20 protein-coding genes are annotated in these 20,438 nt (G+C 64.8%); 9 read left to right on the top strand and 11 right to left on the bottom strand.

Going from position 1 to position 20,438, the window contains the following annotated elements; genetic code table 11:
- Positions 1–301: 301 nt before the first annotated feature.
- From ABIB91_RS17905 to ABIB91_RS17885, 5 genes are all read left to right on the top strand, one after another.
- Positions 302–1,348 (top strand): LysR family transcriptional regulator, encoded by a 1,047-nt coding sequence (locus ABIB91_RS17905; protein WP_007593980.1) that lies wholly within the window; start codon positions 302–304, stop codon positions 1,346–1,348.
- Positions 1,349–1,377: 29 nt separating this feature from the next.
- Positions 1,378–1,749, top strand: a complete 372-nt coding sequence (locus ABIB91_RS17900) for a helix-turn-helix domain-containing protein (protein WP_026233304.1) — start codon at positions 1,378–1,380, stop codon at positions 1,747–1,749.
- Between the two features lie 374 nt (positions 1,750–2,123).
- Positions 2,124–3,473 carry a L,D-transpeptidase family protein gene (locus tag ABIB91_RS17895; protein WP_354163186.1) on the top strand — a complete coding sequence of 450 codons (1,350 nt, stop codon included), beginning with the start codon at positions 2,124–2,126 and terminating at the stop codon, positions 3,471–3,473.
- A gap of 111 nt (positions 3,474–3,584) precedes the next feature.
- Positions 3,585–4,406, top strand: a complete 822-nt coding sequence (locus tag ABIB91_RS17890) for an enoyl-CoA hydratase (protein ID WP_354163189.1) — start codon at positions 3,585–3,587, stop codon at positions 4,404–4,406.
- 188 nt (positions 4,407–4,594) lie between these two features.
- On the top strand, positions 4,595–4,876 hold the full coding sequence (locus ABIB91_RS17885) for a hypothetical protein (RefSeq protein WP_007593987.1): 282 nt from the start codon (positions 4,595–4,597) through the stop codon (positions 4,874–4,876).
- 33 nt (positions 4,877–4,909) lie between these two features.
- Here the strand turns inward: ABIB91_RS17885 and ABIB91_RS17880 are convergent, their stop codons facing one another.
- From ABIB91_RS17880 to ABIB91_RS17870, 3 genes are all read right to left on the bottom strand, one after another.
- Positions 4,910–5,989 (bottom strand): isocitrate/isopropylmalate dehydrogenase family protein, encoded by a 1,080-nt coding sequence (locus ABIB91_RS17880; protein ID WP_007593989.1) that lies wholly within the window; start codon positions 5,987–5,989, stop codon positions 4,910–4,912.
- Between the two features lie 130 nt (positions 5,990–6,119).
- Positions 6,120–7,187 carry an alcohol dehydrogenase gene (locus ABIB91_RS17875; protein WP_354163194.1) on the bottom strand — a complete coding sequence of 356 codons (1,068 nt, stop codon included), beginning with the start codon at positions 7,185–7,187 and terminating at the stop codon, positions 6,120–6,122.
- Between the two features lie 171 nt (positions 7,188–7,358).
- Entirely contained in the window at positions 7,359–8,555 is a 1,197-nt protein-coding gene (locus tag ABIB91_RS17870) for a CaiB/BaiF CoA transferase family protein (protein WP_354163197.1), read from the bottom strand.
- A 195-nt stretch (positions 8,556–8,750) separates the two neighbouring features.
- Here ABIB91_RS17870 and glgA point away from each other — a divergent pair, with 195 nt between their 5' ends.
- Positions 8,751–10,166: a glycogen synthase GlgA gene (gene glgA / locus ABIB91_RS17865; RefSeq protein ID WP_219682748.1), complete on the top strand. Its 1,416-nt coding sequence runs from the start codon at positions 8,751–8,753 to the stop codon at positions 10,164–10,166.
- 143 nt (positions 10,167–10,309) lie between these two features.
- Here glgA and ABIB91_RS17860 read toward each other — a convergent pair whose 3' ends face one another.
- From ABIB91_RS17860 to ABIB91_RS17850, 3 genes are all read right to left on the bottom strand, one after another.
- Positions 10,310–11,260 (bottom strand): oxygenase MpaB family protein, encoded by a 951-nt coding sequence (locus tag ABIB91_RS17860; RefSeq protein ID WP_354163200.1) that lies wholly within the window; start codon positions 11,258–11,260, stop codon positions 10,310–10,312.
- Between the two features lie 94 nt (positions 11,261–11,354).
- Entirely contained in the window at positions 11,355–12,500 is a 1,146-nt protein-coding gene (locus ABIB91_RS17855; protein ID WP_219682750.1) for a patatin-like phospholipase family protein, read from the bottom strand.
- A 69-nt stretch (positions 12,501–12,569) separates the two neighbouring features.
- Positions 12,570–13,385 (bottom strand): 3-hydroxybutyrate dehydrogenase, encoded by an 816-nt coding sequence (locus ABIB91_RS17850; RefSeq protein ID WP_354163356.1) that lies wholly within the window; start codon positions 13,383–13,385, stop codon positions 12,570–12,572.
- Positions 13,386–13,557: 172 nt separating this feature from the next.
- Between ABIB91_RS17850 and ABIB91_RS17845 the strand changes: the two genes are divergently transcribed.
- A complete protein-coding gene (locus ABIB91_RS17845; RefSeq protein WP_354163203.1) occupies positions 13,558–14,445 on the top strand; it encodes a LysR family transcriptional regulator in 888 nt (295 codons plus the stop codon).
- 24 nt (positions 14,446–14,469) lie between these two features.
- Here the strand turns inward: ABIB91_RS17845 and ABIB91_RS17840 are convergent, their stop codons facing one another.
- Both ABIB91_RS17840 and ABIB91_RS17835 read right to left on the bottom strand, forming a co-directional pair.
- Complete coding sequence (locus ABIB91_RS17840; protein WP_354163206.1) at positions 14,470–15,186, bottom strand: peroxiredoxin-like family protein; 717 nt, start codon at positions 15,184–15,186, stop codon at positions 14,470–14,472.
- An 80-nt stretch (positions 15,187–15,266) separates the two neighbouring features.
- Entirely contained in the window at positions 15,267–15,551 is a 285-nt protein-coding gene (locus ABIB91_RS17835; RefSeq protein ID WP_007594003.1) for a hypothetical protein, read from the bottom strand.
- A gap of 242 nt (positions 15,552–15,793) precedes the next feature.
- Here ABIB91_RS17835 and ABIB91_RS17830 point away from each other — a divergent pair, with 242 nt between their 5' ends.
- Together ABIB91_RS17830 and ABIB91_RS17825 are read left to right on the top strand one after the other, a co-directional pair.
- Positions 15,794–16,276 (top strand): cupin domain-containing protein, encoded by a 483-nt coding sequence (locus ABIB91_RS17830; RefSeq protein WP_007594004.1) that lies wholly within the window; start codon positions 15,794–15,796, stop codon positions 16,274–16,276.
- A gap of 100 nt (positions 16,277–16,376) precedes the next feature.
- The gene (locus tag ABIB91_RS17825) at positions 16,377–17,579 is read left to right on the top strand and encodes an MFS transporter (RefSeq protein WP_354163210.1); all 1,203 of its coding nucleotides are present in this window, start codon (positions 16,377–16,379) and stop codon (positions 17,577–17,579) included.
- Here ABIB91_RS17825 and ccoS read toward each other — a convergent pair.
- From ccoS to ABIB91_RS17810, 3 genes are read right to left on the bottom strand one after another with little or no spacing between them, the layout of a single operon-like run.
- Complete coding sequence (ccoS, locus tag ABIB91_RS17820) at positions 17,576–17,743, bottom strand: cbb3-type cytochrome oxidase assembly protein CcoS (RefSeq protein ID WP_007594007.1); 168 nt, start codon at positions 17,741–17,743, stop codon at positions 17,576–17,578. The genes ABIB91_RS17825 and ccoS overlap by 4 nt on opposite strands.
- Positions 17,743–19,935, bottom strand: a complete 2,193-nt coding sequence (locus ABIB91_RS17815) for a cation-translocating P-type ATPase (protein WP_354163214.1) — start codon at positions 19,933–19,935, stop codon at positions 17,743–17,745. Before ABIB91_RS17815 ends, ccoS begins: the two co-directional genes overlap by 1 nt.
- 11 nt (positions 19,936–19,946) lie before the next feature.
- On the bottom strand, positions 19,947–20,432 hold the full coding sequence (locus ABIB91_RS17810; RefSeq protein ID WP_354163217.1) for a FixH family protein: 486 nt from the start codon (positions 20,430–20,432) through the stop codon (positions 19,947–19,949).
- Between the last annotated feature and the right edge of the window lie 6 nt (positions 20,433–20,438).

Here is a 20,438-nt window from a genome sequence, read left to right as displayed (position 1 = left end):
AAACGCCTGGCGTGCTGCAATTGATCCATCGCGGAACGCGGCGCCGGCTCTCGCCCATGGACGTTCATCGCGGACAGCGCCGACGATCCCGCAGCCATGTCACGGCTCACAACGGAACTCACGCCACACCCCTCATACGGGCGATGGTTTGCCCGATCCCAGCCCTTGTTCCCAGCCCTGGCAGCGCTCGAATACCACCTGCGGCGTAGTAAGGATGACGTTCAAAACTCGTCGTTCCCCAACCCGCAGTGGTTGTGGTTTGCGCCAGATTCTGCCAGTTTAGCGACCCGAAGGGACTTGTATGCACTCCTTGGCGGAAAGGGGCGTTCCACTGCAGGAACGCCCAAAGACAAACATCAGCGGCCTCTCGGACTGGGATGCGGCGCGCATTTTCCTGGAAGTCGTCCGATGCGGAAGTTTCCGTTCGGCGGCCGAGCGCCTGTCGCTGTCGATCAATGCCGTCCGCCGCCGGATCGATGATTTCGAACGCCAGACCGGCACCACCCTGTTCACCCGCGACGTCCACGGCACTCATCTGACCGACGAAGGCGCGCTGGTGGTCTCCGCCGTCGAGCAAATGGAGGCGGCCGCGTTCGACGTGCTGCGCACCAGCGATTCGACGGCGAACGCCCTGTCCGGCGAGGTCCGCGTCGCCGTCACCGAGGGACTGGGCACATTCTGGCTCGCCCCGCGACTGGTCGAATTCCAGCAGGCCTTTCCGAAGATCCTGGTCGACCTGCACTGCGCGATGCGCTCGGCCGACGTCTCTCGCCATGAGGCCGATGTCGCCATTCACCTGTCGCGGCCCTCCGCACTCGACGTCAAGCTGGTGCGCCTCGGCCGCATGCATCTGATGTTCTGGGCCTCCGAGAAATACATTTCAAAACATGGCGCGCCGCGTTCGGCGATGGAGTTGATCAAGCACCGCCTGGTGCTGCAGTTCGCCGACCAGCTCGACGCCAAGCAAACTTTCGAGAGCTTCTTCCCCGGCGTTCCGGAGCGTGACCTTCTGGTCATGAAGACCAACGTCTCAAGCGCCAATTACTGGGCGGTCGCGAATGGTGCCGGAATTGGCGTATTCCCGAGCTACGCCGTTGCGCTTGGCGGGAAGTTGATTCCACTGGAGGTCGAGCTGAACAGATCGCTGGATATCTGGTTGTCCTACCACCCTGGTAGCGGCCGGATTCCGCGAGTGCGGCACATGATTGACTGGCTGATCGAAGCCTTCAATCCGGCGCGTTTCCCGTGGTTTAAGGAAGAGTTCGTGCACCCGCATGAATTCAAGGACGAGTATATGGGCGAACCCCTGACCCACCTCTTCGGGGGGTTTTCAACCGAAGACCGATGAGAAAAAAGATGAAGACAGCGGCGAAGAGAATGAAGCAGCGCAGTGCCGGCAAGCCGGACATTGAGTTGGGCAAGCGAATCCGTCTGCGGCGCGTCGAGATGAAGGTCTCGCAGGCGGAGCTCGGCGAGAAGCTCGGCGTCAGTTTCCAGCAGGTCCAGAAGTACGAGAAGGGCGTCAATCGCGTCGGCGCGGCCCGGCTCCAGCAGATCGCCACCGCCCTCGATGTGCCGGTGACCTTCTTCTATGACGGCGACAACAAGGCGCGCGAAGTCGAGAGCCTGCTCTTCCTGGACTCGGCCTTCAGCCTCCGCCTGCTGCGCGCCTACAGCAAGATCAAGGACCAGACGGTGCAGCGTCAGCTCGTCTCTCTGATGGAATCGATCGCGGCGAACGAAGCCTGAGCCGATCGGCGTTCGCGCCTTTCCGCCCCATGTTCAATCCGCCGCGTCACGGGGACGCGGCTGGATTGGACGAGACCCGGACGAGATCTATCCGGCCCGCGCGCTCGCGCAGACTTCTCGGGGCGGCATCACCGCCCCTTTTTGTTGACCATTTTTCCCGCCGTCGCCCGCGGTTTTCGCGAACCGATTCCGGCCCTGTCGCGACCCAATCCAGAGACCGCCGTCCGACGTGCGGGGCTCGTGATGCGCCGTGCTTAAGGGAGCCGCAACCGGGAGGCGCTAGCCTCTCGCCGATTTCTCGAATCAGCACGACCAGCGGAATTTCCGACGCGATCGCCCGTCCGGGCCTCGCTCTCATGGGGAATATGGGACACATGTCGAAACGCCATGCGATGATCATTGCCGTCGGCATGCTTGCGAGCGCCTCCGCGCTTGCGCAGACCGAGACCATTGGGCAGGCCGGGCCTAAGCCGGCGACTACGGCTGGCACCGTGCCGGCCGCCGCCAATCCGGCCCACGCAGCCGCCCCGAAAACCGCCGCGCCGGCATCCGCTTCGACGGCAGAAAGCCGCTCGGCCGCGGCGCTCGCGCTGACGCATGAGCCGACCTATGACGAAGGATCCGCCCAGCGCATCAAGGATGCGGCACTGAGCTATTCCGATCTGGCCGTGCGCGGCGGCTGGCCGGCCATCCCGGCAGACGCCAAATTCGCGCCCGGCGCCCAGGGCGCCAACGACGATCTCCTGCGCAAGCGGCTGATCGTCTCCGGCGATCTTGCCGCCGACAGGGCGAGCGGCGCCTTCGACCAGGATCTCGCCGACGCCGTGAAACGCTTCCAGGCCCGCCACGGCCTCGCACCGACCGGAACGATGACGCCACGCACGATCGCGGCGATGAACGTGCCGGTGCAGACGCGCATCCGGCAGCTGGAGGCTTCGCTGCAGCGGCTCGAGAACATGAATTTCGGCTTCGGCCAGCGCTATGTCGTGGTCAACATCCCCGGCGCCTTCGCCGAAGCGGTCGAGAACGACGTCGTGGTAAGGCGTTATCGCGTGATCGTCGGCAAGACCGAAAAGCCCTCGCCGACGCTGACGGCCCAGATCAGCAGCGTCGTCCTCAATCCGACCTGGACGGTGCCCTCCTCGATCGCCAAAACCGAGATCTCCGCGCATATGCGCAAGGATCCTACCTATCTGTCGCGCATGCACATGGAGGTGCTCGACGCCCACGACAATCCGATCGATCCGAAGTCGGTTGACTGGTCGGGCACGCATACGCCGAATTTCACCGTGCGCCAGCACAACGGCACGTTCAACGCGCTCGGCGCGGTCAAGATCGACATGCCGAATTCCTATTCGGTCTACATGCACGACACCAACCAGCGCAATCTGTTCAGCGACGATTACCGCTTCGATTCCCATGGCTGCTCGCGCGTCGACAATGTGCGCGATCTCGCCGCATGGCTGCTGAAGGACCAGCCGAAATGGAGCCGCGCCGCGATCGACGCGGAAATCGCCAGCGGCCAGCATCTCGACGTCGCCATGGTGAAGAAAGTGCCGGTGGCCTGGATCTATCTCACGGCGTGGATGACCAAGGACCAGACCGTCCAGTTCCGCAACGACGTCTATAACCAGGACGAGCAGCTGCTGGAGGCGACCGCCGAAGAGGCGGCCTTCTTCAGCAATGCCGGCAGCCATCCGCTGACCGCGCATATGACGAGATAGATCGCGCCATGCAATCGCGGCACAGGCGGCTGCACAGCCACGTCCGTTGCCGCGGTTGACCCTGGCCTCGCCCCGGCCGAACATTGCGCCTCGCCAACGAAAGCGAGCGCGATGTCCGACATGTCCAGCACGACCGAAATTCCTTACGCCGACGGCAAGATCCTCAAGCACATAGCCGGTGGCGTCGGCGTGATCACCTTCAACAATCCCGACAAGCGCAATGCGATGTCGCTGGAGATGTGGGAGGGATTTGGCGAGGCGCTGACAGCCTTACGAGATGACGCTGCCGTGCGCGTCGTGATCCTGCGCGGCGGCGGCGGCAAGGCGTTCGTGTCGGGCGCCGACATCAGCCAGTTCGAGAAGGCACGCCATAACGCCGCCGCTTCCGAGGAATATGGCAAACGCAGCGCCGCCCAGCGCGCGCTGCTCGCCGATTATCCCAAGCCGACCATTGCCTGCATCCAGGGCTTTTGTCTCGGCGGCGGCATGCAAGTGGCGATGCTCGCGGACATCCGCATTGCCTCCCATGGCAGCCAGTTCGGCATTCCCGCGGCGAAGCTCGGCATCGCCTATGGCTATGACGGCTTGAAGCACCTGGTGTCGCTGGTTGGCCCGTCCTGGGCCCGGCTCCTGATGTATACGGGCATGCGCATCGATGCGTCGGAAGCGCTGCGCATCGGGTTGGTCGAGCGCGTGGTTCCGGAGGATCAGCTCTGGGGCGAGACCATGGCCATCGCCGAGACGATCTCGCAAAATGCGCCGCTCGCGATCAAGGCTGCCAAGCTCACCATCGCGCAAGTGTTGAAGGACGAAAGCGGGCGCGACATGGACGCGATCAAGGCGGCCGGCACGGCCTGCATGGACAGCGCGGATTTTCGCGAGGGCCGGCAGGCCTTCATGGAGAAGCGCAAGCCGCAGTTCCAGGGACGGTGATTCCGTCGTCAGCGAGCAAAATGAAAACAATCCAGAGTGCCTCTGCCTCTTCGTCGCTTGGCTCTTCGCGATGACGGCCGCCAACGTGAACATGCATTCACGAAGATTAAATTCCCACGCCGCTGCAACACCATAGCAACCAGCTGATTTGCTGGAAGTTCTCTCGCCATCAAACGAGGGAGATTGCGATGAAACTCAAATTTGCTGTTGTTGGTCTGGCTGCCCTGGGCGGCGCAACGCTCGCATCAGGACAGGCGCTCGCAGCGATGCCGAACGGCATTCCGCAGGCCGACCGTATCGCGAGCGGCCCGGCAGCCGACGTCGATCAGGTGCGCTGGGTCTGCAACCCCTGGGGTCGCTGCTTCTGGCGTCCGAACTATTATGGCGCCTACGGCTTTTACGGCGGCCCGCGACGCTTCTACGGCGGCCGTCCGTGGGGCTGGGGCCATCGCCACTGGCGTCGCTGGTGAACTGCAAGGGGCCGCGAGGCCTCTCTTCCTTGACTACAGCGCCGCGAGCACCGCCTTCGTGATGTCGGCGGTGCCGTTGCTGCCGCCGAATTCCATCGGCTTGAGGCCGCCGGCATAGACCTTGTCCACGGCGCGCTCAATTTGTTCGCCGGCCTCAGCCGCGCCCTCGACGCCGTGCTTGTCGGCGAGCCAGTCCAGCATCATCGCGGCCGACAGGATCATCCCGGTGGGATTGGCCTTGCCCTGCCCCATGATGTCGGGCGCGGTGCCGTGGCACGGCTGGAACACGGCGTATTTGTCGCCGATGTCTGCCGACGGCGCCATGCCGAGGCCGCCGATCAGGCTCGCGGTGATGTCGGAGACGATGTCGCCGAACATGTTCTCCATCACCATCACGTCGAAATCCCAAGGACGCTTCACCAGCATCGCCGAGCAGGCATCGACATAGAGCCGGTCGGTCTTCACCTCCGGATGGCGCTTGGCGATGTCGTCGAAGATGCCGCGGAAGAACGCAAAGGCCTTGAACACGTTCGCCTTGTCGACGCAGGCGAGCGCGCCGGGCTTGCCGCGCGCCTTGCGCCGTTCGGCGAGGCGAAACGAGAACTCGAACAGGCGCTCGGATGTCTTGCGCGTGATCACCATGGTCTCGCGCGCCTCCTCATGGGTGACGACGCCCTTGCCCATCGAGGCGAACAGGCCTTCGGTAGACTCCCTGATCACGACGAGATCGATGCCGCGCTGGTCGGCGCCGACGATCGGGCTCGGTACGCCCGGAATGAGCCGCGCCGGGCGCACACCGGCATAGAGATCGAAGATGAAGCGCAGCTCGATCTGCGGCGCGATCTCGGTGTTGTCAGGGTAGCGCACCGACGGCAGACCGCAGGCGCCGAGCAGGATCGCGTCCGCCTCCTCGCACAGCTTGATGGTGGTATCGGGCATCGACTTGCCGGTGGCGAGATAATGATTGGCGCCCGCCGGCGCCTCGGTGAAGCGGAAGCTCAGGCCGGATTTCGTCTCGATCTTGCGCAGGACTTCGATGGCCGGCGCCATGACTTCGGGACCGATGCCGTCACCGGCGAGCACGGCAATGTGGAAGGCGTTATTTGCGGACATGGGGCTTCCGAATGAAGGAGAGAGAGACTCGTCATTGCGAGGAGCTCTTGCGACGAAGCAATCCAGACTGTTCCGCGGAGGGATTCTGGATTGCTTCGCTGCGCTCGCAATGACGGAGGATAGACCGAGGCTACGGCGTCAGCACCGTGCGGCCGACCACCGCGCCCTGCTGCAACTGCACCAGCGCGTCGTTGGCCTTGGCGAGCGGCTGCCGCGTCACGGGGATCGGCGCTATGTTCTTCGCGCGCACGAGGTCGAGCAACTCCTGCGTCTCGCGCAAATTGCCGACATAGCTGCCCTGGATCGTCACCGCCTTGATCGGAATCAGCGGCAGCGCCCAGGTCGCGCCGCCGCCGAACAGGCCGACGAGCACGAGCTTGCCGCCCTTCGTCAGGCAGTCGAAGCCGAGTTGGGTGGTGGCGGCGTTGCCGACGAGATCGAGCACGGCGCGGATGGGACCACCGGCTTTCTTGGCAAGCTGCTCCAGCGCGTCGGGCGCCTTGGGATCGACGGTCGCGAGCGCGCCGGCCTGCTCCGCGGCTTCGCGTTTCTTCGCGTCGATGTCGACCATGATCGCGCCCTTGCCGCCCATCGCCTTCAGCAGCGACAGTGCCATCAGGCCAAGTCCGCCGGCACCGAACATCACGATCGGCGTGTCGAAGTGCTGCTCGAGCTTCTTCAGCGCGCTATAGGTCGTGACGCCCGAGCAGGCGTAGGGTGCGGCCGACGCGGGATCGAGGCCTCTCAGATTGAGCAAATAGCGCGGATGCGGCACCAGCATGTGGTCGGAATAGCCACCGTCGCAGTAGACGCCGAGCGAGCGCGGCGTCAGGCACATGTTCTCATCGCCGGCGAGACAGGTCGCGCATTTGCCGCAACCGATCCAGGGATAGACCAGCCCGACATCGCCGATCTTCACGTCGCCCTGGTCCGACGACTTCACGTCCGGGCCGAAGGCGAGGACCTCGCCGACCGTCTCGTGCCCCATGGTCAGCGGCAAATTGATGCCGCGGTCCTTCAGCGAGAGCGGCTTGCGGCCGTGGCCGAGATCGTAGCCGCCTTCCCAGATGTGAAGGTCGCTATGGCAGACGCCGGCGGCCTTCACCTTGATCAGCACCTGCGTGCCGGACGGCTGCGGCGTTGCCTCGTCGAACTCCTGCAGCGGCGCCTTGAAGTCGGCGACCTTGAAACTTTTCATTGGCGTCCTCCTGGATACTTTTCTTGTCGTCGCCACCATGGCATGGGCGACAGGACGAGACAAACTCGGACCTGTCTAGTTGAGGCTGACGGATGATGGCAAGCCGGCCACACGCAAAGCCGGATTGCTTGCTGCAGGATGCTGCCTGTCAGACTGCCGTCAGCCTTATCGTCAGCCTTGCACGGCTGTTTTGCCCGACGGAATTGGCGCATTGTCGGTGAGCCCGATCTCCGCGCGCAGTCCGTCCGTGTGCTCGCCAAGAACGGCCATCGTCTTGCCCGGTGTCGTATCGGCACCGGTCATCCGGAACGGCAGATTGAGGACCTGGAACGAACCGCCTTCATCCTCAACAGACGAGAGCGCCTCACGGTGCGCGAGCTGCGGATCGGCCAGTGCTTCGGACACAGTGCGGTAGGCCGAGGCCGGCACGCCGGCCGCACCTAGCGCGACAAGACAGACATCGGTCGAGAGCTGCCGCGACCAGGCCTCGACACCGTCCATCAAGTCGGCCCAATGATCGCGGCGCGCCGCGTAGGCGGCGAAGCGCGGATCGGAAATCCAGTCGGGGCGGCCGATCACGCCCATCAGTCCCTGAAACGTCTTCTCGCTCGCGACCGTGATCATGACATAGCCATTGGCCGTCTCGGTCGGCCCGAACATCGGGCGCGGCGGCGGCTTCACCGCGAATTGCGAACTCTGCAACTCCGTCAGCGTCAGCGTCAGCATCGATTCCAGCATGGAAACGTCGATGTGCTGGCCGAGCCCAGTCAAGGTGCGCTGGTAGAGCGCCGACGCGATCGCGCCAAACCCGTAGGTGCCGGTGACGACGTCGGCATGGTAGATGCCGCAATAATCCGGGCGGCTGCGGCCGGGCTGGTAGGCGAGATGCGCCATGTCGTAACCGGAGGCTGCATGGATCACCGGCGCATAGGCCGGCAGCTCAGCCGACGGGCCGCTCTGGCCGTAGCCGGAGATCGAGCAGTAGATCAGCTTCGGATTGACGGTGCGTATTCTGTCATAGTCGAGCCGCAGCCGATGCATCACGCCGGGGCGAAAGTTCTCGACCAGGATGTCAGCAGTCGCGGCCAGCCGGCGGACCGCCTCCTTGCCGTCCTCGGACTTGAGGTCGAGCACGACGCTCTTCTTGCCGACGTTGAGCTGGCCGAACACGGTGCTGCAGCCCTTGCGCAGCGGCGGCCGGGTCCGCATCGTCTCGCCGCCGTCGGTCTCGATCTTGATGACCTCGGCGCCCATGTCGGCGAGCATCCGCGCACAATGGGGACCGGCGATGGTGGTCGAAAAATCCAGGACACGGAGGCCGGCGAAGGCCTTTGTCGTGGTCCCCTCATGCTTATCTGATAGCTGCATGCCTGCTTGCGTCCTTGAGTCACTTAGGAACTTATCGAAGTTCTCTGTTGTTGGTGCGCCGACCCTAGAGGGCGGCGGCTGAGTAGGAAAGTCTTTACCGAACAGACACGTCTCGCGGGCGGCTTTGGGAATTCCGGGGCAACTGGACCCGTTCTTGCATAGCAGCAATCGGGCTCCGGCAGAGGGCAGCAGTTCTTGAGGGTCTTGTTCGTTACGACAGAAATGGACGACTTTGTCCGCGTCGGCGGACTTGGAGCCGTTTCCGCTGCACTCCCCCGAGCCCTCCGTCCTTTCGCCGACATCCGGGTCATGTTGCCTGGCTATCGCGACATCATCGAACAACTCACGCATATTCAGATCGTTGGCCGCTGTCCGGCGTTCGCGGAGATGCCGGCCTGCTCGCTCGGCCGCGCCGCGACCAAGGACGGTCTGCCGGTCTATGTGTTGTTGTGTTCGCAACTCTACGACCGGCCCGGCAACCCCTATGGCGACGAGTCCGGGCGCGACTGGCCCGACAACGACATCCGTTTCGCTCGCTTTGCCTCGGCCGCCGCTGAGCTCGCGATGGGCACGCTGGACAAGGATTGGGCAGCAGACCTGATCCATGCCAATGACTGGCAGGCTTCGCTCGTGCCGGCCTACCTCGCTTGGCGCGGCTCCAAGCTGCCGTCGATCCTGACCATTCATAACCTCGCCTATCAGGGCCTCTTCCCGAAGGACTCGCTGCGGCGGATCGGCGCACCGGAGAGCTCCTTCCATATCGACGGCGTCGAATTCTACGACCAGCTCTCCTTCCTCAAGGCCGGGCTGGTCTACGCCTCGCATCTCACGACAGTCAGCGGCACCTATGCGCGGGAGATCACCACGGATGAATTCGGCTGCGGTCTCGAAGGCCTGCTTCGAGTCCGCTCCGACGCGGCCGAGCTCACCGGCATCCTCAACGGCATCGACGAGAGCTGGGACCCGCGTTCCTGCGCCCAGCTTGCTCAGCAGTTCGGCGCCGGCGACTGGATCGGCAAGAAGGCCAATGCGGACTATGTGCGCAAGCAGTTCGGGCTTGCGGTGTCGCGCGGCCCGATGTTCGGCATCGTCGCCCGGCTGGTGCACCAGAAGGGCATCGACCTCGTGCTGGCGGCGGCCGACGAGATCGTCGATGCCGGCGGGCAGATCGTGGTCACCGGCTCCGGCGAGCCGGCGCTCGAGCAGGCGCTGATCGACGCGCATCGCCGGCGGCCTGACGCGATCGGGGTCGTGATCGGCTTCAACGAGGCTCAGGCGCGCCGCATCTTCGCCGGCAGCGATTTCACATTGATGCCGTCACGCTTCGAGCCCTGCGGGCTCAGCCAGATGTACGCCCAGCGCTTCGGCTCGCTGCCGATCGGACACCAGACCGGCGGCCTCGCCGAGACCATTACCGACGGCGAAACCGGCTTCCTGTTCTCAAAACCCTCGCACGAGTCCTTCCTCGGCGGCGTGCGCCGGGCGTTCTCCGCCTTCGTGGCACAGGACCAGCTCGACACCATGCGTCGCAGTGCGATGGGACGGTCGTTCTCCTGGAGCATCCCGGCCGGCAGCTACAACGCGCTGTACCGGAAGCTGGCGGCGGTGTGAGCGCGCGGCGACGGCGTGTCCTTCGCGCTCCGTCCTTGCGAGCGTAGCGAAGCAATCCAGACTGTTTCCGTGGCAGCAGCCTGGATTGCTTCGTCGCAAGGGCTCCTCGCAATGACGGTGGTTTGTGGCAACGGCGGAGGACTTCACCCCTTCCCGCGCTGATCCATCTGCGACCGTCCGATCCAGGCACGGTTAAGGCACCGCGTCATCCAGTCCGGCTGCGGCTCGCCGCGCAGCCTCGCCTGCGCTTCCTGGTAGGGACCGACATAGCGCAAGCGATCCGGCAACTTCGGGTAGACGCGTCGGATCCATCGGAGCGCATTTTCGGCCGCCCTCTTATCGCGCTCATCAAGCTCGAACCCAAACCCCACACGCAGGCGTTCCGGCAGCAGGCTTGCCGTGAGCGCGCGATACCAGCGCGGCGGACGCAACCACGGGCGCGCGCCACCAAAGATTTGCGCGGCGATCTCGCGCGCCGCCGGACTGACAGTCAGCGTATCCGATTGCGTCATTGCCGCGGTGTAGGCCGCAAAGCCCGACCAGTCCGTGGGCAGATCGTGCGCCGTCAACCCGAACAGGGCACCGAACAACCGACTCTCGGCCCAGTAGCGCTCGCGCTCGTCCGCCGAGAGCGGCGGCAGAACGAGGTCATGCGCCATCAGCGCGGTCTCGACCAGCGTGGCATGAACCCAGCGCAGCGATGGGACGTCGTTGGCACAGTAGCGCGAGCCTGCCGCGAACGGACCGACGGTCTCCGGCATCTCGCCGACGATCATGCTGTGGCGCCGGTGCAGTTGCCGCGACGACAACAGCGCGCGGTCAAGCGAGCCGAACACCATGGCAAAGACGATGTCGAAGGTGCGATGAAATCGTCCGATCGGATCGGCCAAGGTCCGCGAGTGCTCGGCGATGGCGGCGGCGACCCAGGGATGCGCCAGCTGCAGCAACAGCGCACGACCGGCGCCGAGAAAGATCACGGCCTCGCGGTCGATCTGCCAAGTCATCGTGTCAGGGCCGAACACACCAGCAACCGGTCCCGCCATATCAGCACGAACCTGATCGAGGGCAGATTCCAGATCTCTCTCAGCGACCAATTGCAAGGCCTCGCGACGAAGACAGCGGGCGACAATAACCCGGACGGCCTTCCCGTGAAATCGTCACTGCGAGAAACAATGACGGACCAAGCCCTCACTCCGCCGCAATCGGCATGACGTCCACATGTTCGTGCAGCACCACGCCCGCAAGCGGGTCGAACTCGCCAACCCAGGGCCTTCGCTCCAGCACGGACTTTGTGTGCGAATAGCCGGCATCCCAGCGCCGCATGATGCCGGACGGACTGAAGTCGATATCCTTGGTGTGGTTCTCGCGATCGAGCTGCGGCGCAAGCAGGCGCACGACATGCATGCGTGTCGGGCAACCATAGCTCGCCAATTCACGAACCGCCGGATCGCTGCGCTCGCTCTCGGGCAGTCGCGCGGCGAGCTGGTTGATGACATGGCGCAGGCGATGGGCTTGCTGCTGGCGCGTGATCTGGCTCGCGATCCGGCTAGAATACTGCACGTCCTTGTGCCGGTTCAAGACCTCCGCCATCGTGGTTGGCTCGGCGCCGACGGGATTCCACAAATGCACGGCGAAGATCAGCGAATTTTTACGCGGATTATCATCAAAGACCGCCTCGGTCGGCGTGTTCGACAGAATACCGCCGTCCCAATAGAGCTCGCCATCGATCCGCACGGCCGGAAACGCCGGCGGCAGCGCGCCTGACGCCATGACATGCTTCACCGTCAGCTCGCCGTCGCGGCTGTCGAAATAGCGCATCTGGCTGCTGCGGACGTGAGCGGCGCCGACCGTCAATCGTGGCGCGCAGCGATTGATCCGGCCGAAATCGACGAGCTCGAGCAGCGTCCGCTCCAGCGGGGCCGTCGAATAGAAGCCGGCGTGATCGGCTCCGAGGGGATAGGAATCGCCCGCATGCGCCAATGGATTGGGACGGAAGAAGCCGGGAATGCCGTGGGTCACGGTCGACCAATAGGCGAGCTTTTCGTTGAAGTCGGGAAACGCGGTGCGCAGATTCCAGACCGGATTCTGCTCCATTCGTTTCCAGAACTCCTTCAGGCGCTGCAGCCGCTGGTCGGGCGCGTTGCCCGCAATGAGGCAGGCATTGATGGCGCCGATCGAGGTGCCGATGATCCAGTCCGGCTCGATGCCGGCCTCGTGCAGCGCCTGGTACACCCCGGCCTGATAGGACCCGAGCGCACCGCCGCCCTGAAGCACCAGCACCACCTGGCCGGGCAGATCCTTCGACACGCTGGTATCGCGCTTTACGCCGTTCATATCCTGCTCCCTGAGAGCCCGTATCCTTGCCATGTTCGTTCCTCGCGATGTTTTGTTACGCGCTCGCCTTCAATGCGCGGTCCAGCCTCCGTCGACGGGCAACGCAATCCCGGTGATCGTGGCCGCCGCGTCGGTCGACAGGAATACGCTGAGCGCACCGAGCTCCTCGACGGTCGAGAAGCGCTTGTTCGGCTGTTGCGCCAGCAGCACGTCGCGGATCACCTGGTCGCGCGAGATCCCGTGCGCCTTGGCCTGTCCGTCGATCTGCGCCTCGACCAGCGGCGTATAGACATACCCGGGACAGATCGCGTTGCAGGTGATGCCCTCTTCTGCCGTCTCCAGCGCAGTCACCTTGGTGAGCCCGACGATGCCGTGCTTGGCCGCGACATAGGCCGCCTTGAACGGTGAGCCGACCAGGCCGTGCGCGGAGGCGATGTTGATGATCCGCCCGAACCCGTTCTGTCGCATTGCGGGCAGCGCGAGCCGCGTGGTGTGGAAGGCCGACGACAGATTGATCGCGAGGATCTGGTCCCATTTCTCGACCGGAAACTGCTCCAGCGGCGCAACGTGCTGGATGCCGGCATTGTTGATCAGGATATCCAGCCGGCCGGCCTGCGCGACCGTCGCCGCGATCATCTCGGCGATCGAATTCGGCCTGGTCATGTCGGCCGGCGAAAAACTTGCCTTGACGCCGAACTCGGCCGCGATCTGCTCGCGCGTCCGGTCGAGCTCGGCCGCCACACCAAGGCCGTTCAGCACGATGTCGGCGCCGGCCGCGGCAAGTGCCCGCGCGATACCGAGGCCGATGCCACTGGTTGACCCCGTGACCAGCGCAACCTTGCCCGCGAGCGCCCGGGCGGCGGACGTCTGCGGCTTGACGGACATATTCACTGGCAAATCCTCCGACGACTGGTGTTGAGCCGACTGTGAAGCATCGCCCGGTTTGACGGAAATGCCCGTTAGCTTCCGAAACGATGCCCGGGCGCTATTGCGGCCGGGATGTCATTCCCCGCCCCGATCGGCTAGCCTCCGCCTAGTCTTGCTGGAGAGCCGATCCATGGAAATGCACCAGGTCCGCTATTTCCTCGCGGTGGCGCAGCTCTTGAACTTCACGCGTGCCGCCGAGGACTGCAACGTGACGCAGCCTTCGCTGACGCGCGCGATCAAGCAGCTCGAGGCCGAACTCGGCGGCGATCTGTTTCGCCGCGAACGGCCTGCGGCACAATTGACCGAGCTCGGCCAGCGCATGCATCCGCTGCTGAAGCAGTGTTTTGATGCGGCCACCGGCGCACGCTCGCTGGCCTCCTCTTTCCGCAGCGGCGAGATCGGCGCGCTTCGCGTCGCGCTGACGCATTCGATCGATCTTTCGCTCCTCATCCCGCATCTCAACCAGATCAAACGGCAGTTCAACCGGCTCGAATTCCGCTTCCTGCGCGGCTCGAGTCGTGAAGTGGCCGACTTGCTGAAGAAGGGCGAGGCCGAGCTCGGGATTGCCGCCGACATCGACGAGGCCTGGGAGCGGCTCGATGTCTGGCCGCTGTTCACCGAGAGCTTCGAGCTCGTGGTCAGCGACGGACACCGGCTCGCAGGCCGCAGCAGCATCGAACTGGACGATTTGCGCGCGGAGCAGCTGCTGAGCCGGACGTTTTGCGAGCATTCCGTCCGTATCTCGGCGAGCCTGCGCGAGCACGGCATCGCGGTCGAACAGGGTCACGAAATCTCGAACGAGCGCGACCTGATCGAGCTGGTCGAGGCCGACATCGGCGTCGCCATGGTGCCGCACACCTCGCCCGTTCCGGAGACGCTGACGCGCGCTGCGGTCGCCGGGCTGGACGCCCGTCGCACCGTCAGCCTCTACGGGGTGGCCGGCCGGCAGCGTACGGCGGTGGCCAATGCCGTGATGCGCATGCTGCGCGGTGCGGATTGGCGGGAGATTGCGGGTTAGCAGCGACGCTCGCTGCTGACCCTTTTAGGCTTCCCTGCTCGCGCCTTCCAACGCTTCAAGCAGATCATCAATCTCCATCCGCTTGCGGAAATCCGGATCGACGAAGCGGGCTTTCACGAGGCCGTCGCGACCGACGACGAACACGGCCGGGATTGGCAGCATCCAGCCATCATTGCCGTGGAATTTCGCCATATCCTGATAGGACAACAGGCTCTGGATCTCGGCACCGAGCCAGATCGCGAGATTGAGCGACAGCGCATAGCCGTTGTCGAGGTCGGTCAGGATCGGAAATGGCGCACCAGCTTCCGCTTTGAGCTGCTGGGTATATTCCTGCGTCTCCGGCATGACCGCGATGATTCGCGCCCCCATGGACTCGATGCGATCAAGCGCCTGGACCACCGCGCGAACATTGAGCCGGCAATAGGGGCACCAATGGCCGCGGAAGAACATCACGGCGACCGGGCCGCTCTCCAGCAGCGAGGACAACGCGACGAGACGCCCGCTCTCGTCCGGCAACATGAACGGCGGCATCGCCTCGCCCGGACGCGGCGCGGTGTCGCCGCCGCCGTTTCCATTCAACCTGGTCACCAGATGATCGACTGCCTCGCCATAGGCCGGGAACACGTCACGGCTGGCGTCGGCATAGGCGCGGAGCTGCTCGTTCAGCGTGCCATCCATGTCACGGCAGCGCTGGAAGGCGAGTTTGAGCCGCTCGGCATCGGCCGGCGAGAGAGAGGTCATCTTGCGCTCCAGCGTTCAGGGGACGAATATTAGGTGCCCGATCCGGCCGCCCGCAAGGGGCGGCCGTCATGCGCACGCGATCAGTTCACGTAGAAATTGCCGGTCGGATCCAGCCGCCCCGAGGTGGAATACAGCGATCCGTTGTCCATGAAGAAGACGGTGTTGTCAGGGACCTTCTTGGCGCTCTTCATCATGGCCTCGTGGTTCTTCTCCGCCGGGGCCATGGCCATCGCCGACATCTTGCCGGGACCGCCATACATGTAGGCCATGCCGGCCTTGAAGTCCCATGTGGCCTCCGAGAAGGCCGATGTGGCGATGACCGCGAACGCAGCCGTGGCAATCAAGGTCTTGGACAATGTCGTCATGAGATGCTTCTCCGGATTGACGTGAACGCCCGCCAATCGGGCGCCCTGCCATCGAACGCCAATCGCTGGGAAAGCGGAAATGCCGATCCCCAATCGGTTCGATAGCGAGCGCGTATCGGGCCCGATAGCGCCGGTCTATCGCAGCGAGAGCGAAAGAGCATTTCAGAACGAGCACTCTTTCGACGAAAGTCCCGACATAGCCGGCGACCATTGCGGTTGCGGCCAACACAGGAGACGTCCCGATGTTCAAGCATCACACCTTGTCGCGCGCGGTCTGGCCCGGCCTTGCGATCCTCGGCGTATTGACACTCTCGGCGCAGCCAGTCTCCGCCGGCGAATGCCCGGCCGACAAGATCAAGCCGAACGCGCAGCAGATGGTCGACTACAAGCCGGTCGGCGTCACCGACGTCACGCTCGGCGCCATCGACCTCGGCAAACAGCCGGCGCATATCGAAGGCCGCGAGCTGCGCTTCCGCAAGCTGACCATCGAGCCCGGCGGCATCGTGCCCTGGCACAGCCATGACGACCGCCCTGCCCTGATCTTCGTGCAGCAAGGCGAGATCGTCGAACACGCTTCCAACTGCGTCGATCCGATCGTGCACAAGGCCGGCGACATCCGCCCCGAGGTGTCCGGCACCTCGCACTGGTGGAAGAACCTCGGCAAGGAAACGGTCATCCTCTATGTCGGCGACGTCCGCAAGGACCCGCACGACCACAACATGTAACGGGTGCGCGACCCCAGCGCACGCCTGACGGAATGTGGCGCCCGGGATCCCCATGCTGCCCCGCATGCGGGCGCCACATTCATCACAAGGAAGCCCTGCCATGACCGATCTTTCCGCGCCGATCAAACCGACCGCGATGACGATGGACGCGCATTCACCAGGTCTCGCGCTTCGCTCCCTCGTGATCGGCCTCACTGCCTTCCTCACCGTCGTCGACCTGTTCGCGACACAGGCAATCCTGCCCTCGCTGACACGTCACTACGGCGTCACGCCGGCGGCGATGAGCCTGGCGGTCAACGCAAGCACGTTCGGCATGGCCGTCGCAGGCCTCGTCGTCGGCTTTCTCAGCCCGCACATCGACAGGCGGATCGGCATCCTGCTCAGCCTGACCCTGCTCGCGATTCCGACGAGCCTGCTGGCGACTGCGCCCAATCTTGCCGTCTTCACCGGCCTGCGGGTCGCGCAGGGCCTCTGCATGGCATCCGCCTTCGCATTGACATTGGCTCATCTCGGCGAGCAATGCAGCGCAATGGATTCCGGCGGCGCCTTTGCCGCCTACATCACGGGAAACGTCGCCAGCAATTTCGTTGGCCGGCTGGTCTCGGCCGCGATCGCCGATAGCCTTGGCCTGGCATGGAATTTCTATTTCTTCGCAGTCCTCAATCTCGCTGGCGCGGCACTGGTCTATTTCACCATTGCGCGCGTACAGCCGACGCGTGCAACGACGTCGACAGCATCGGCGTTTGCCGCGACGATCGCGCAGTGGCGGGATTCACGGCTGCGTGCCGCCTACGGCATCGGCTTCTGCATCCTGTTCGCATTCATCGGCACTTTCACATTCGTCAATTTCGTTCTGGTTCGGCCACCGCTGTCGCTGGGCATGATGGACCTCGGATTCGTTTACTTCGTCTTCCTGCCGTCGGTGGTCACGACGTTGCTGGCCGGCAAAGTGGCGTCGCGCCTCGGAACGCGTCCGACGATCTGGGGGTCGCTCGCCATTGCAGGGATCGGCTTGCCGCTGATGCTGGCCCCACACCTGGGCGCGGTCCTCGCCGGGATGGTTCTGGTCGGAATCGGCACCTTTTCCGCGCAAGCGGCTGCGACAGGATTCGTCGGACAGGCTGCGGCTGAAAACCGCGGCATCGCCAGCGGCACCTATCTCGCCTTCTATTTCTGCGGCGGGCTCATCGGCACCGCCGTCCTCGGCCGGCTGTTCGACGCGTATGGCTGGCATGCCTGCGTGGCCGGGGTGGGCCTGGCGCTCGCGGTCGCGGCCCTGCTGACGCTCGCCTTGAAGCGCTAGCGCTTGGCCGGCGCTTCCTGCGGCGGCTCATCGTCGGCGATGGCGCGCCAGGCGGCGCCGTCGAGATCGTCGTACTGGCCGCTCCGGAGCGACCAGAGGAAGGCGGCGAGACCGGCGAGACCGAGCATCAGCGCTAGCGGCACCAGGATGACCAGGATTTCCATCACGCGATCTCCCGCGAGGCGCCGCGCGCGCGCAGCGAATTCACCATCACCAGGATCGATGATCCGCTCATGGCGGCGGCCGCGATCAGGGGCGTCACGACGCCGCTGATCGCGACCGGCACCGCGAGGACATTGTAGCCGATCGCAAGCCAGAGATTTTGCCGCATCAAACGCAGCGCCTTACGTGAAGCGTCGATGGCGGCGGCGACCGGGGCCAGCGGTCGGCCGAGAAAGATGAGATCGGCGGTCGCCTGGCTCAAATGCGCGGCCGAGATCGGCGACATCGAGACGTGCGCTGCCGCCAGCGACGGCGCATCGTTCATGCCGTCGCCGACCATCAGGACCTTCATGCCCCTCTGCTTCAAGACCTCGATCCGCGCGATCTTGTCGGCTGGGGTCACCCCGGCGCGCCATTCGGAAATGCCCAGCGCGTGGGCCGCCGCGATCACCGCCGGTTCGCGGTCGCCGGAGAGAATCTCGATGCCGATATTGCGCGCCTTCAGCGCTGCGATCACAGCCTGCGCATCGGGACGGAGGCCCTGGCGCACAAAGAGGATGAATTTTTCGCTCCCCTTGCTGAAAGCCACGACGGAGGCTTCGGGATCGAGATTTGTCACGTCGGAAACCAGCGTCTCGGCGCCGCAGAAGGACGGACGGCCAAGGCGAATCTCGATGCCATCGACCACAGCGCGCACGCCCTGGCCGGCCTCCTCCGCCGCGCCGACGATCGGCGATCTGGCGTCGGAGGCCTGCGCGACTGCGGCGGCGACCGGATGATGGCTCGACAGCGCGAGCCGTCCGGCAAGCTCGAAGATGTCAGCGGGGATATCGGCGGCATTCATCACTTCGAGATCGGGCAGCGTCAGCGTGCCGGTCTTGTCGAAGATGACGTGATCGGCTTCCGCGAGACGCTCGATGGCATCGCCCGAATTGAGAAGTACGCCCGATCTGAACATTGCGCCCGAGGCGATCGTCTGCACTGTCGGAATGGCGAGCCCGAGCGCGCAGGGACAGGTGATGATCAGCACCGCGACGCCGGTCACGATCGCATCATGCCAGCCGGCGCCCGCGATGACCCAGCCGAGGATGGTGACGAGCGCGGTGGCATGCACCACGGGCGCATAGAGTCGCGAGGCGCGGTCGGCGAGCCGCATGTAGCGCGAGCGCGCCTGCAGCGCGTTGTCGAGCAGCCGCGTGATCTCGGCGAGCAGCGTCGCCTCGGAGGCCGCCGAGACTCGCACCCGCAAGCTGCCCGAGATGTTCATCGATCCCGCATAGACCGGCGTGCCCTGGCCTGCCGTGACGTAGAGCGTCTCGCCGGTGATCAGGCTCTGGTCGATTTCGGAACGGCCCTCGATCACGGTGCCGTCGACCGCGCAGCGCTCGCCGGGTCGCAGCAGCACGATGTCGCCGGGATAGATCGCGGCCACCGGCACTTGAGATATCTCGCCAGGCCCGACGAACTTGGCCGCGGTCTCCGCCTTGAGCGCGGCGAGATTGCCCGCGACCGCGCGGGTCCGCCGCCGCATGTTCTGGTCGAGGAAGCGGCCGACCAGGAGGAAAGTGAGCAGCATGATCGCCGCGTCGAAATAGGCGTGCTCGGCGTGGTTGATGGTCTCTACCACCGACATGCCGAGCGCCAGAGTCACACCGATCGAGATCGGGACGTCCATATTGGTGGTCTTGGCCGACAGCGCGCGCCAGGCCGAGCGGAAGAACGGCTGGCCGGCATAGGCCGCCGCCGGCAGCGCGATCAGCGCCGACAGCCAGTGGAAGAAATCGCGCTGCTCCGGCAGCATGTCCGAGACGTTGCCGGACCACACCGGGATCGACAGCATCATCACGTTCATGGTGGCGAACGCGGCGATGCCGAGGCAGCGCAGCAGGAAGCGCGATTCGGCGACCTCGGTCGCCTCCGCGCTCTCGGTCTCGTAAGGATAGGCCTTGTAGCCAAGCTCTTCGAGGCGATCGATGAAGCGTGCCGGATCGAGCGTGCCCGCCTTCCATTCCAGCGCAACGCGCCGGTCGGTGAGGTTCACGCGCGCCAGCGTGACGTCGGGAATCGCGGACAGCCCGCGCTCGATCTTGGCCATGCAGCCGGCGCAGTGAACGCCCTCGACCGCGAGATCGATGTGCTGGACGCCCTCGCCCGCAGTCCGGACGTAATGCGAAAAGTCGCGCGAGACGTGCATGGCAAAATCCTTCAGTTCAGGATCACGCGGTTGCGCGACATGAACACGCGCGCTCCCCGCGTCTCGCCCTCGATCACCAGGTCCCACTGGCCCGGTGCGACCGATGCGGCATTGCCGCGATAGAGGCCGATGCCGGCCTCCGAGAGCTCGATTGCGAGATCGGCGCGCTTGTCGGTCGGCCGCTCCAGGCGGCCGCCGAATTTCAGTCCGGCGATCGGCTGGCCGCTCGCGTCGCGCGCCTCGACCTGAAGCACGGCGCCGCCATCGGCGCGGCGCTCGACATGGGCGCTGACCTTCCATTTTCGCGCGGCCTGGTCCTGCGCCGCCGAAATTTCGCGATCATAGGCGAGCCCCGCGGCATAGGGACTGTCGACGTCGGTCCCTGGCAGCGTCGCGATCGCGAGCTTCATCATGGTCACGTTGACGCCGATCACGACGCCGAAGAAGGCGACCAGCATCAGAAACACCTTGGTTCCGGTCAGCGGCTTGGTTGCCATGGCGAA

The organism is Bradyrhizobium sp. JR4.3, from assembly GCF_040547695.1.
In the GTDB taxonomy this organism is placed as follows: domain Bacteria; phylum Pseudomonadota; class Alphaproteobacteria; order Rhizobiales; family Xanthobacteraceae; genus Bradyrhizobium; species Bradyrhizobium canariense.
The sequence above is the reverse complement of the archived record's forward strand: the minus strand, read 5'-3'. Positions and strand labels throughout refer to the sequence as shown.